Annotated in this window: 10 protein-coding genes; 6 read left to right on the top strand and 4 right to left on the bottom strand. The window is 68.3% G+C overall.

Translation table 11 applies throughout. From position 1 onward, the window contains the following. Positions 1 to 182 precede the first annotated feature (182 nt). Positions 183 to 1,151, bottom strand: coding sequence for a proteasome assembly chaperone family protein (locus tag DEU37_RS09535; protein WP_121190473.1), 969 nt, complete (start codon positions 1,149 to 1,151; stop codon positions 183 to 185). 124 nt (positions 1,152 to 1,275) lie between these two features. On the opposite strand from DEU37_RS09535, the gene DEU37_RS09540 reads away from it, so the two are divergent. From DEU37_RS09540 to sucB, 3 genes are all read left to right on the top strand, one after another. Beyond that, positions 1,276 to 2,745 (top strand): leucyl aminopeptidase, encoded by a 1,470-nt coding sequence (locus DEU37_RS09540; RefSeq protein WP_121190474.1) that lies wholly within the window; start codon positions 1,276 to 1,278, stop codon positions 2,743 to 2,745. Next, positions 2,742 to 4,121, top strand: coding sequence for a dihydrolipoyl dehydrogenase (lpdA, locus tag DEU37_RS09545; protein ID WP_121190475.1), 1,380 nt, complete (start codon positions 2,742 to 2,744; stop codon positions 4,119 to 4,121). Before DEU37_RS09540 ends, lpdA begins: the two co-directional genes overlap by 4 nt. Positions 4,122 to 4,223: 102 nt before the next feature. Further along, positions 4,224 to 5,912: a 2-oxoglutarate dehydrogenase, E2 component, dihydrolipoamide succinyltransferase gene (sucB, locus tag DEU37_RS09550; protein WP_121190476.1), complete on the top strand. Its 1,689-nt coding sequence runs from the start codon at positions 4,224 to 4,226 to the stop codon at positions 5,910 to 5,912. A 28-nt stretch (positions 5,913 to 5,940) separates the two neighbouring features. Here the strand turns inward: sucB and DEU37_RS09555 are convergent, their stop codons facing one another. After that, positions 5,941 to 7,299: a hypothetical protein gene (locus DEU37_RS09555; RefSeq protein WP_121190477.1), complete on the bottom strand. Its 1,359-nt coding sequence runs from the start codon at positions 7,297 to 7,299 to the stop codon at positions 5,941 to 5,943. Between the two features lie 143 nt (positions 7,300 to 7,442). Between DEU37_RS09555 and DEU37_RS09560 the strand changes: the two genes are divergently transcribed. Next, positions 7,443 to 8,153: a DUF4191 domain-containing protein gene (locus DEU37_RS09560; protein ID WP_121190478.1), complete on the top strand. Its 711-nt coding sequence runs from the start codon at positions 7,443 to 7,445 to the stop codon at positions 8,151 to 8,153. Between the two features lie 3 nt (positions 8,154 to 8,156). On the opposite strand, the gene DEU37_RS09565 is transcribed toward DEU37_RS09560, so the two are convergent. After that, a complete protein-coding gene (locus tag DEU37_RS09565) occupies positions 8,157 to 8,606 on the bottom strand; it encodes an RDD family protein (protein WP_121190479.1) in 450 nt (149 codons plus the stop codon). A gap of 131 nt (positions 8,607 to 8,737) precedes the next feature. On the opposite strand from DEU37_RS09565, the gene glnA reads away from it, so the two are divergent. Both glnA and DEU37_RS14750 read left to right on the top strand, forming a co-directional pair. After that, positions 8,738 to 10,162 (top strand): type I glutamate--ammonia ligase, encoded by a 1,425-nt coding sequence (gene glnA, locus DEU37_RS09570; protein ID WP_121190480.1) that lies wholly within the window; start codon positions 8,738 to 8,740, stop codon positions 10,160 to 10,162. A gap of 168 nt (positions 10,163 to 10,330) precedes the next feature. Next, positions 10,331 to 10,840, top strand: coding sequence for a hypothetical protein (locus DEU37_RS14750; protein WP_147424868.1), 510 nt, complete (start codon positions 10,331 to 10,333; stop codon positions 10,838 to 10,840). Here the strand turns inward: DEU37_RS14750 and DEU37_RS09575 are convergent. Next, the gene (locus tag DEU37_RS09575; RefSeq protein WP_121190481.1) at positions 10,802 to 11,872 is read right to left on the bottom strand and encodes a site-specific integrase; all 1,071 of its coding nucleotides are present in this window, start codon (positions 11,870 to 11,872) and stop codon (positions 10,802 to 10,804) included. The two genes, DEU37_RS14750 and DEU37_RS09575, sit on opposite strands and share 39 nt — an antisense overlap. Positions 11,873 to 11,975: the final 103 nt, after the last annotated feature.

An 11,975-nucleotide genomic window follows, 5' to 3' on the forward strand; every position in this document is an offset into this window, starting at 1 on the left:
GCCGGGTTTTCGGACAGGAGTAAGACCCTTGTCAAGTCCGCAGTCGCCTCGTCACGAGCCGACCCCGGTTCGACAACGGGTCAGGTTTCCATTGTCGCATACATCATCGGACAGACCGTGCGCAACAGTCCGTCAGGATCCCCACAGCATCCATAACATCGCGGGGACGCTGCGCATTCCGCTCAGCGTCGACCGCGGCGGTCGTCGCCGCGCCAGTCGTCGCCTCGGCGGTCGTCGTCCCGGCGGTGGTCGTCGGTGCGACGGTCGGCGAGGAAGCGCTCCAGTTCCGCGGCGAGCTCGTCTGCGCTGGGCAGATCACCGGGGTGGATGATCGGCTGACCGAGGTTCGATCCGGCCATGTACGAGTCATACCGCTCTTCGAGAGCGTGCAGCATCGAGGTCAGCTCGGCGTTGCCCTCCACCTGGTCGTCCACCTTCGCGACGTATTCCCGGTTCTCCTCGCGCACATCGTCAACGTTGAAGACGAGACCACTGGCCACCGAGAGGCTGTCCAATCCCGCCAGTGCGGCGGCCGGGTAGTCAGTGTCGGCGAGGTAATGGGGCACCAGAAGGACGAATCCCGCGACGGACGCTCCGCTCTGCGCGAAGCGGTGCTCCAGGAGATGACCGACCGTCGCCGGCACCTGCGTGTGAGGCTGCCACACCGAGTGCGCCTGTGTCAGGTCGGCGCGCGTCCCGCTCACCGTCGTGCCGATCGGGCGCGTGTGCGGCACAGGCATGGGAATGGCGTGCACCCACGTCACCGACGACACCTGCAATCCTTCGGCCAAGCCCACGACCGTCTCGGTGAATGCTTCCCAGGCGAAGTCCGGCTCGTACCCCGCCAGCAGAACGAAGGGCTGACCGAGCGCGTCATGCGCGAGCGAGAGCTCCAGGCGCGGCGGGCGGTAGTCGGCGAGATGGTCGGCGTCGAAGGTGATCGTCGGGCGGCGCGCGCGGTAATCCAACAGCACGTCGGCAGAGAAGGTCACGATCGGCGCCGGCTCGAGGTCGTCGCGGAACATCTCCACCATCTGCGAGACGGCGCCCCCGGCATCCGTGAACCCGGTCAGCACGATCACCAGCGGAACGTCGGCAGGGACCGGCGGGGACGACGCCACACGCTCGTACAGGGGACCGCTCAAGGGCATGAGTCCACTGTACGAGCCTTCCCCGGGCGCAGGTCCGCGTGCCGCTGACAGCGAACACGCGGGGTGCGGCTCGCCGCCCTCGGGCGTCGCCGACCCCGGACGACGCAAACCTAGGATGGAGGTCATGGCGTTTCCCGAGCTGTCGTACACGACCGATCCGCTGCGTGAGGCGAAGGCCGATGCCCTCGTGCTCGCCCTCCCTCCCCTCGATCACGATGCGGGTGCTCTCGACCAGTGGCCGGGGCTGGCCTCGGCTTTGAACGCCGTGGGCTTCTCGGGCGCGCTCGGCGCAACGGTGCGCGCCTACGCGCCGGAGGCGACGTCGCTGCCCCTGATCGTCGTCGGCACCGGGCCCGCGCCCGACACCGCGGCGCTGCGTGAAGCGGTCGGCGCCGCTCTGAGAACGACGACCGGCTTCGACACCGTGGCCGTCGAAGCCCCGGCAGTCGATGACGACGGGTGGCGAGCCGTGGCGGAGGGCGCCGTGCTCGGCGCGTATCGCTTCGATGGATACAAGTCGGTTGCCGCTGCTGCTCGCGCGTCACACGTGGTCATTCGCGGTGAGCGGCCCCCCGCCGCCTCGGCGCTGGCGCGAGCGCAGGCCGTCGGCGACGCCGCCGCGCTCGTCAAGGATCTCGTCCACACCCCGGCCGAGTGGCTGGGGCCGCAGGACGTCGCGGATGCCGCTCGGGAGGCGCTGGCGGAGCTTCCCGTGGACGTCGTCGTCCTCGATGAGAAGCAGCTCGCCGCCGACGGCTACGGGGGCATCCTCGGCGTGGGGCAGGGCTCGGACCGACCGCCCCGTCTCGTGCGACTCGACTACGCCCCTGCGGATGCCGAGCGCCATGTCGCGATCGTCGGCAAGGGCATCACCTTCGACACCGGTGGGCTCTCGCTCAAGCCGCCCGCGGGAATGGTGGGCATGAAGTACGACATGGCCGGCGCGGCGACGGTGCTGGCCGTGGTCCGTGCGGCCGCGCAGCTGCGTCTGCCGGTGCGCGTGTCGGGATGGCTCTGTCTCGCCGACAACATGCCGTCGGGACGAGCAACGCGTCCCGGAGACGTGCTGCGGATTCTGGGCGGCACCACTGTCGAGGTGCTGAACACCGACGCCGAGGGACGGCTCGTCCTTGCCGACGGTCTCGTCGCGGCCAGTCGCACGCACCCGGACGTGATCGTCGACGTCGCCACTCTCACCGGAGCCATCTCGGTGGCGCTGGGCTCTCGCCACACCGGCGTCATGGGCTCGGAGGAAGCGGTTGCCGAGTACCTGGATGCGGCGGAGTCCGCGGACGAGCTGGCCTGGCCGCTCCCGCTGCCGGCGCATATGGAAGAGGAGCTGGACTCCCCCATCGCCGACCTCGTCAACGCGAAGATCGGCGACCCGACGGGCGGTTCGCTGTTCGCCGGACTCTTCCTCCAGCGGTTCGTCGGGCGTGTCTCCGACGACGCGGACGCGCCTCGCATCCCCTGGGTGCACCTCGACATCGCCGGCAGCGGGAGCACCAAATCCGCGACCGGTGCCACGGACAAGGGCCCCACCGCGGCCACCGTTCGATCCCTGCTCGCATTCGTCGAAGGAGACGCACGATGACCGCACACCACTCCGATCTCGTCGTCCTGGGCGGCGGATCGGCCGGATACGCAGCGGCGATCCGCGCGGCCGAGCTCGGTCGCTCGGTCACCCTCGTCGAGAAGGACAAGCTCGGCGGCACGTGCCTTCATCGCGGCTGTATCCCGACCAAGGCGATCCTGCATGCGGCAGAGATCGCTGATGCCGTCCGTGACGCGTCGAGCGTCGGCGTGGCGGCGACGTTCGAGGGCATCGACGTGGCGGGGGTCACCGCATTCCGCGAGGGCATCGTCGCCAAGAAGTTCGCGGGGCTCACCGGCCTCATCAAGGCGCGCGGGATCACGGTGGTCACCGGAGAGGGACGGTTGGTCGTCGACGACGACGGCCCCGCCGTCGCGGTCGGCGAGGACACCTATCGCGGTACCGACGTCCTTCTCGCCACCGGCTCGCACACGCGCACCCTCCCCGGCATCGAGATCGGCGGCCGGGTCCTCTCCAGCGAAGAGGCCCTCGCGCTCGCAGAGGTGCCCGCGTCGGTCATCGTCCTCGGCGGCGGGGTCATCGGCGTCGAGTTCGCGAGCGCGTGGCGATCGATGGGTGCGGAGGTCACGATCGTCGAGGCGCTCGACCACCTCCTGCCCGCGGAGGACATCTCCTCGAGCAAAGCCCTGGAGCGCGCCTTCCGCAAGCGCGGCATCGTCTCTCGACTCGGTTCCCGCTTCGCCTCCGTCTCGCAGACGGATGCCGGGGTCACGATCGTCCTGGCCGACGGCAGCGAGCTGAGCGCGGACTACCTCCTCGTGGCCGTCGGACGCGGTCCGTCGACGGCCGGGATGGGATTCGATGAGGCGGGGGTGGCTCTGGAGCGCGGCTTCGTGAGCGTGGACGAGCGCCTGCGGACATCGGTCCCGCACGTCTGGGCGGCGGGCGACATCGTCCCCGGCTTGCAACTGGCCCACCGTGGCTTTCAGCAGGGGATCTTCGTGGCTGAGCAGATCGCGGGCCTCGGCCCCGTCATGGTCGCGGAGCACACCATCCCGCGGGTCACGTACTCGCACCCCGAGGTGGCCTCCGTCGGCATCACCGAGGCAGCCGCGCGTGCCGCCCACGGTGACGCGGTCGCCGTCTCTGAGTACAACCTGGCCGGCAACGGCCGTAGCGAGATCATCGGCACGGGCGGCATCGTCAAGATCGTCCGCCTGGTCGACGGGCCCGTGATCGGCGTCCATCTGGTCGGCGATCGCGTCGGCGAACTCATCAGCGAGGGCCAGCTGGCCGTCGCCTGGGAAGCGCACCCGGAAGACATCGCGCCGTACGTGCACGCGCACCCGACGCAGAGCGAGGCGCTCGGCGAGGCGTTCCTCGCCCTCGCGGGCAAGCCTCTGCACGCCCTCTGAAAACCCCCGCCATTCCTCCCCCGTCCGACACGTCACCGCTTCGGCCCCGTGAGGGTCACTAAGCTAGTTGTCGGACATCGAACTTCTGAAGGAGACACAGTCATGAGCACATCCGTGGTCCTCCCCGCGCTCGGAGAGAGCGTCACCGAGGGAACGGTCACCCGTTGGCTCAAGAAGGTCGGTGACACGATCCAGGCCGACGAAGGGCTGCTCGAGATCTCGACCGACAAGGTCGACACCGAAATCCCTTCTCCCGTCAGCGGTGTGATCGAGGAGATCCTGGTCGCTGAGGACGAGACCGTCGAGGTCGGCGCCGTTCTCGCGAAGATCGGAGACGGCTCGGCTGCCGCACCGTCCGACGATGCGCCCGCCGCGGAGCAGCCCGCCGCTGAGCAGGCTCCGGCCGAAGCGGCTCCCGCCCCCGAACAGGCTCCCGCGGCTCCTGAGGCCAACGCTGCGCCGTCCGGCGATGCGAAAGACGTCGTTCTTCCCGAGCTGGGTGAGAGCGTCACCGAAGGAACGGTGACGCGTTGGCTCAAGCAGGTCGGCGAAGAGGTCGCCGTCGACGAGCCGCTCCTCGAGATCTCGACCGACAAGGTCGACACCGAGATCCCCTCTCCGATCGCCGGCACGATGCAGGAGATCCTCGTCGCCGAGGATGAGACGGTCGCCGTCGGCGCTGTGCTCGCGCGCATCGGTTCGGGTGCTCCTGCAGCCGCTGCTCCGGCGGCAGCTGCGCCTGCTCCTGCTGCCGAAGCGCCGGCCGCTCCGGCTGCCGAAGCGCCGGCCGCTCCTGCTCCCGCTGCGGCGCCTGCACCCGCTGCGGCGCCTGCACCGGCCGCTGCTCCTGCTCCCGCTGCCGCGCCTGCGGACGACGCGGCGACCTACGTCACTCCCCTCGTGCGCCGACTCGCGCAGCAGCAGGGTGTGGACCTGGCGTCCGTCACCGGGACCGGTGTCGGTGGTCGCATCCGCAAGGAAGACGTGCTCAAGGCGGCCGAGGCTGCCCAGGCCGCTCCTGCGGCCGCGGCTGTCACGCCCGCTCCGGCGGCGGCGGCCCCGCTCGAGGTTTCGCCGTTGCGCGGCACGACCCAGCCGATGTCCCGTCTTCGCAAGGTGCTCGCCGAGCGCGCGGTTGCCTCGATGCAGCAGACGGCCCAGCTCACCACGGTCGTGAAGGTGGACGTCACGAAGGTCGCGTCCTACCGCACGGCGGTCCAGAAGGACTTCGTCGCGAAGACGGGCGGCAAGCTGTCGTTCCTGCCGTTCTTCGTCCTCGCTGCCGCAGAGGCGCTGCAGGCGTTCCCGGTGATCAACGCCACGGTGGACGGCACCGACATCGTCTACCCCGCCACCGAGAACATCTCGATCGCGGTCGACACCGAGCGCGGCCTGCTGACCCCCGTTCTCCGTGACGCGGGCGCCAAGACGCTGGCGGGGATCTCGTCCGAGATCGCCGACCTCGCCGCTCGCACGCGCGACAACAAGCTGAAGCCCGACGAGCTCGCCGGTGGCACGTTCACCGTGACCAACACCGGCTCCCGCGGCGCCCTCTTCGACACCCCGGTCGTCTTCCTTCCGCAGTCCGCGATCCTCGGCACCGGCGCGGTCGTCAAGGAGCCCGGTGTGGTCAAGGTCGACGGCGTCGAGGCGATCGCCGTGCGCTCCTACGTCTATCTGGCACTGTCGTACGATCACCGCATCGTCGACGGCGCCGACGCGGCCCGCTTCCTGGGTGCGGTCAAGACCCGCCTGGAGACGGCGGACTTCGAGGCCAACCTGGGAATCTGAGCGCGCGCCCGGCCAACGGGCTCGCATGTCATGGCTGATCCGCGACGTCGTACACGTCGCGGATCAGCCATTTTCCGTCGACCTGCACGAGAACGAGCACCTGGCTGGGCTGCTCTCCGCCGGAGACACGGTAGGCGGCCACGCCGCCGTACTCGTCGAGGAGGGTGACCTCGCGCAGTTCAGCGTCCTCGACGACGACGCTGTCAGGAACGCCGGCGCTCGGATCCTCCAGAATGTCGGAGCAGTCGGCGGCCTGCTCCCGGGCGCATGACGCGAGATCGGCAAGCAGGCGGCGCGCGATGTCGCCTTCGTCGGCGCTCTGCGACGGCGCAGGCGCTGCGGCATCCGACGCGCGGGAGTCGGGGGTCGCTGCCGGGGTGGACACGGCCCCGCTGTCCAGCGACGGTGTGGATGCCGCGGGCGTCGCGGATGAAGCGCTCTCGTCTACCGGCCACGCGAGACCCACGGCGATGATGATCGCGGCCGCGGCAGCGGCCACGAGCAGCGGGGATCGCCGGCGGCGGCGTGGCGCACGATCCTTGTGCGCCCGTGTCGTCGTCGCCGACAGGGCGCGGCGTCCGGCCCGGTCTCGTACCGCCGTCAGCCCGTGCCTGCGCGTTGCGCTCATCGTGCGCCTCAGCGCGGAGCGAACATCGCCCAGGACGTTCAGCGCACGAGCGGCAAGGTCGCGCTCGACGAGCGGCGCGACCCAGCTCGACGCATCCGAGGCGAGGTCGTCGCCGGTCCAACCGCGGTGTACTGCCCGACGCGGCGCCGGGATGGCCGCGACCCCCCTGTTCGCGTCGGCGGTCGGCAGAGGAGCCGGTTCAGCGGCGGCGAACAGCTCATCTTCCGCACGCTCGCGCCGCCCCGGCGTGATGCGACCCTCGCTGATCAGTGCCGCGGCGTCGAGCACCGTCTGCCGCAGACCCGGCGCGGCAGCCTCGGCGAGCTCCTTCAGCAGTGCGACGGAATCGTCCCGCCAGGCCGGTCCGGTCGCAGCCAGGAGTGGACACCCGTCGGCATCCACCCACCAGGAGCCGACGGTGAAGCCGCAGCGCTCTGCCTCGGCGGCGCCACGCAGCACACTGACGGCGGCGGTGACGAGCGCTCCCGCCTCCCACACACGCCCGGCGACGAGAGTGATGAGTCGGTGCGGGCAGTGCGGGAGCAGGGCAGCGTGACCGTCCGGAGTGCGCGCCAGGTCGACGGGGGCGAGCACATGCTCGCCGGCCCGTACCCGCCAGATCTCGCTCGGCAGATCCTGCAGGGGCACCCACACCCTCGGAGGCGTGCCCGCGCGCAGGTCGCCGGGAAACGGGGCGTCGGCGGCGCCCAGCGTCCTCAGCAGCGGCGGCGGGGCGAGCAGACCGGAATCGATGCTCATATCGTGAGTGTCGCCGCTCGTGGACCGGGCCGGCCGCCGCGCGGGTCAACTGTGCAGTCGCCAAGGGTTCGCCACGCTGGGGAGGAGTTCTCGTCGCACCGCGTGCGCGTGCGCCGTGTCGCCGCGACGGTAGGCTGTGTGCCATGGTATCCCGCAGTTCCGCACCCGACAAGGGCCCTGGCTTCTTCTCCCAGATCCGCTCGCTCTACACCTTCACGAAGGCCGAATTCTCGTGGCTGCCGTGGGTGCTGGCGGCTGTCGTGGTCGTCGGAATCGGCATCGGCGTCCTCATCGGGTTCCTCATCCCGCCTGCGGCCATCTGGAGCGTCATCCTGTGGGGTGTCACCGGCCTGCTGTTCGGTCTCTTGGGCGCCATGATCGTGCTCACACGTCTGTCCACCCGCGCGATGTACATCAAGCTCGACGGGATGCCGGGAGCCGCCGGTCACGTGCTGTCGACCTCGCTCGGCCGCAGCTGGGTGGCCTCGGAGATGCCCGTCGGGGTCAACCCGAAGACGCAGGACGCGGTCTACCGCGTGATCGGCCGCGGTGGCGTCGTGATCGTGGGCGAGGGTGCGCGCGGGCGGCTCACTCGACTCGTCAATGACGAGAAGATGAAGGTCCAGCGCGTGGCCTCGGGCGTGCCGATCAATGTGCTGTACATCGGCCACGGCGAGGGTGACGTGCCCATCTCGAAGCTCTCGGCGACCATCAAGTCGTTCCCCAAGAAGGTCGATCGTACGACGATGGCGGCTGTCGTCAAGCGCGTGGACTCGGTCTCGCAGTCCGTCACCTCGCTGCCGATCCCGAAGGGCATCGATCCGATGCGAGCCCGCGCGCCGCGCCCACGCTGAGCCTCAACCGCGAACGAGGACCGTTCCGGCGATCTTGTCGTGAAGGCCGCGGTGATCGCCATCCCAGATCACGGCGGGGATGATCACGGCGAGCAGCAGCGTGCGCACCATCGGACGCCAGAGGCCGCTCCAGCCGCCGTCGACACGGACGATCCGCATGCCGAACAGCCGATGTCCCGGGCTTCCCCCGAGCGTCGGGATGAACAGCACCTGCACAGCGAGGAAGATCAGGTTCGACGCGACCGGATTGGCGTACCGAAACCCCGTGACCTCGTCCAGGACCGGGAAGAATGCGTAGGCGATCAGTGTCGCTGTTGCCAGATCGACGGCGAGAGCGCCGATGCGTCGACCGAGTCGTGCGATGCTGCCCGGGCCCCAAGGGGGCATCCCGAGCCGCTCTCCGGGATAGGTGCTGTCGTGATGTCCCGTATTGTCGGAAGTACCTGCCGTCACCGGGTCAGCTTATCCGCGTCGCTGTAACATCCCCGAAACACGGGGGATACTGCCGGGCAACCGGTCATCGATAGCGTCGAGGCGGGCCTGATCCCGTTCAGGCGTGTTCCACACCCGATCTTGGAGACTCCATGTTCAAAGATTCATCCGAGGTTCTGAAGTTCATCAAGGACGAGGACGTCAAGTTCCTCGACATCCGGTTCACGGATCTGCCTGGTGTGCAGCAGCACTTCAACATCCCGGCCTCGACCGTCGACGAGGAGTTCTTCACGGTCGGCCAGCTGTTCGACGGCTCGTCGATCCGCGGTTTCGCGAACATCCACGAGTCGGACATGCAGCTCATCCCCGACGTCTCGACGGCCTACATCGATCCGTTCCGCGAAGCGAAGACGCTGATCATGCTCTTCGACATCTACAACCCGCGCAACGGCGAGATCTACAGCAAGGACCCGCGTCAGGTCGCCAAGAAGGCCGAGAAGTACCTCGCGTCGACGGGCATCGCCGACACCGCGTTCTTCGCCCCGGAGGCGGAGTTCTACATCTTCGACGACGTCCGCTATGAAGTGAAGCAGAACGCCTCCTTCTACAGCGTCGATTCCGAAGAGGGCGCCTGGAACACGGGTCGCGCCGAAGAAGGCGGCAACCTCGCCAACAAGACGGCCTACAAGGGCGGCTACTTCCCCGTCTCCCCCGTCGACAAGACGGCCGATCTCCGCGACGACATCAGCCTGCACCTCATCGACGCGGGCCTGATCCTCGAGCGTGCGCACCACGAGGTGGGCACCGGTGGTCAGCAGGAGATCAACTACCGCTTCGACACGATGGTGCACGCGGCCGACGACATCCTGAAGTTCAAGTACATCGTCAAGAACGTCGCCGAGCAGTGGGGCAAGGTCGCGACCTTCATGCCGAAGCCGCTCTTCGGTGACAACGGCTCGGGTATGCACACCCACCAGTCGCTGTGGCTCGAGGGCAAGCCCCTCTTCTACGACGAGAAGGGCTACGGCGGGCTGTCCGACCTCGCCCGCTGGTACATCGGCGGCCTGCTGGCGCACGCCCCGGCTGTCCTCGCCTTCACCAACCCGACGCTGAACTCCTACAAGCGTCTCGTGAAGGGCTACGAGGCTCCGGTCAACCTGGTCTACTCGGCCGGTAACCGCTCGGCGGCGATCCGCATCCCGATCACGGGCAGCAACCCGAAGGCCAAGCGCATCGAGTTCCGCGCGCCCGACGCCTCGGGTAACCCCTACCTCGCGTTCGCCGCGCAGATGATGGCGGGCCTCGACGGCATCAAGAACCGCATCGAGCCGCACGAGCCGGTCGACAAGGACCTCTACGAGCTGCCGCCCGAGGAGGCCAAGAACATCCCGCAGGTGCCGAACTCGCTGCTCGACTCGCTCGAGGCGCTGCGTGCAGACCACGAGTTCCTCCTCGCCGGCGGTGTGTTCACGCCCGAGCTGATCGAGACCTGGATCGAGTACAAGATCGAGAACGAGATCAAGCCGCTCGCCGCGCGCCCGCACCCGTTCGAGTACGAGCTGTACTTCGGCGTCTAGCGAGAAGTCGCATGATTCCGGGCCGAGTCGGGCGTCTGGTCCGCATTTAGTCCGCAGAATCTTCGGGAGAGCCCCCAGAGTCCGCACTCCGGGGGCTCTTCCGCACTATGATCACAAGTGAGGAACAGCTCCTCACGATCAGCCGGTACCAAGGCAAGGAAACTAAGGTTGAGCCATGACACCGACGACACGAGCAACTATGAGGGGTCTTTCCCACGGGACGTTCGTGGGTCTGACGGGGAACCGAGCACGTCTGTCGCAAATGGTGGAGACGTTGAACGGTCCGAAGTCGACGCGCTCGAAGCCGAGCTCGAAGAAGAGCTCGAACGAGGGAACCCGCTAAACGCTGTAGCCAGCTTCAAGGGCCCGTTGCCCCCAGCGAGCATTCTCCGCGGTTACGAGGAACTCGTCCCTGGAAGCGCGGGGAACATAATCAATGCCTACGTCGGCAACCAGAATGCTAGGTCAGGGGCACTTACTCGGCTAACTCGAGCCGAGTCCTTTGGCGTGATCGTCGGGACGATCGGCGCTCAGCTTGTCGCCGTTGGCGGGCTCGCCGCCGGCACGACGCTCATCATTCTTGGGTTCTCCGCGGAGTCGTTGTTCGGATTCGTGCCCGCGGCTCTGAGTAGCGTCGCGCTAGTTGTGTCCGCTGTCAGAGGGAACCGCGGGGACTGACTCTCGCGCGCCCAAGACGGCGGCGACGGCGGCGCGCGAGGTGTCGTCAGTGTCGGGCCACAGGTGCCCGTACGTCCGGAGCGTGACAACCGGAGAGGCGTGGCGCATCCGCGTCTGCACGACCTTGATGTCGAGGCCCGCAGCGATTAGGAGTGACGCGAAGTAGTGCCGCAGGTCGTGGATGCGGAACCCCTCGGGTAGGCCGTCCACGCTTCCCCGCGTGTCGGCCCAGACTCTGTTGAGTTGCCAGGCCGTGACACCGCGACCGAACACTCCGGGGACGATCATCCGCACGCCGGCGTCTTCCCTGAGCATTTCAGTGAGCTCTGCAGGAACCGGGATCGTCCCGGCTGATGCGTCCGACTTCAGGTCCGCGTTGTCGTGCTGCGCGGAAACGGTGATGGTGTGGCGTTCCCAGCCGATGTCGTCACGGGTGAGCGCGGCCATCTCCCCCGCACGTAGGCCTGCGAAAGCGCCGAGCAGCACGATCGACCGGTACTCCTTCGGCAGTGCATCGTAGAGCGCCCACACCTGCGCGGTCGTCGCGACGTACGGGCGCTGTGCTGGCGTCGGCGGGCTTGTGCGCCTCGAGACCGGGTTGCGGGTCAGCACCCCGTCGTGGACTGCGTCCTCGAACACCTGATGCAGGCGCCTGTGGATCGAGTACACGTATGAGCGGGCGTACTTCTGCGACAGCTCCGCCATCCACTCCTTCACGTCCGACGCACGGATCGTCCGCAGCTGCCGGGTCCCGAACTTCGCCCGGATGAGCTTCACATGCACGGACGCGGACTTCACCGTCCCCGGCTTGTTTACCGCATAGCCGGCCTCCCACTTCGTGAGCCACTCCCCAACCGTCATCTTCGACGTCGACGGGTCAACCCACGTTCCGGCCTTCATCGCCGCCGTGGCGTCATCTAGCCATGCCTGAGCATCCCGCTTCAGCTTCGCGTGCTTCGAGTACTCCCGACCGTCCGGGCCCCGGTAGCGGGCGCGCCAGACCCCGTCAGGCCTCTGCTTGACGCTCGCCATGACCGTGCGCTAGCTGTGCTGCCCAGGGACGTTGGTCAATCTGCTGATGGGTGGGTGGCCGCCGATCGCGGTGTGGGGCCTGTGGTGATTGTAGGAGTGCAGC

Origin of the sequence: Microbacterium sp. AG790 (assembly GCF_003634765.1) — a bacterium.
Lineage (GTDB): Bacteria > Actinomycetota > Actinomycetes > Actinomycetales > Microbacteriaceae > Microbacterium.

Bases quoted from the DNA above. Each gene is read 5' to 3' on its own strand.
- sucB (WP_121190476.1), top strand. From the start codon at position 4,224: ATGAGCACATCCGTGGTCCTCCCCGCGCTCGGAGAGAGCGTCACCGAG.
- lpdA (WP_121190475.1), top strand. From the start codon at position 2,742: ATGACCGCACACCACTCCGATCTCGTCGTCCTGGGCGGCGGATCGGCC.
- DEU37_RS09555 (WP_121190477.1), bottom strand. From the start codon at position 7,299: ATGAGCATCGATTCCGGTCTGCTCGCCCCGCCGCCGCTGCTGAGGACG.
- glnA (WP_121190480.1), top strand. From the start codon at position 8,738: ATGTTCAAAGATTCATCCGAGGTTCTGAAGTTCATCAAGGACGAGGAC.
- DEU37_RS09560 (WP_121190478.1), top strand. From the start codon at position 7,443: ATGGTATCCCGCAGTTCCGCACCCGACAAGGGCCCTGGCTTCTTCTCC.
- DEU37_RS09575 (WP_121190481.1), bottom strand. From the start codon at position 11,872: ATGGCGAGCGTCAAGCAGAGGCCTGACGGGGTCTGGCGCGCCCGCTAC.
- DEU37_RS09540 (WP_121190474.1), top strand. From the start codon at position 1,276: ATGGCGTTTCCCGAGCTGTCGTACACGACCGATCCGCTGCGTGAGGCG.
- DEU37_RS09535 (WP_121190473.1), bottom strand. From the start codon at position 1,151: ATGCCCTTGAGCGGTCCCCTGTACGAGCGTGTGGCGTCGTCCCCGCCG.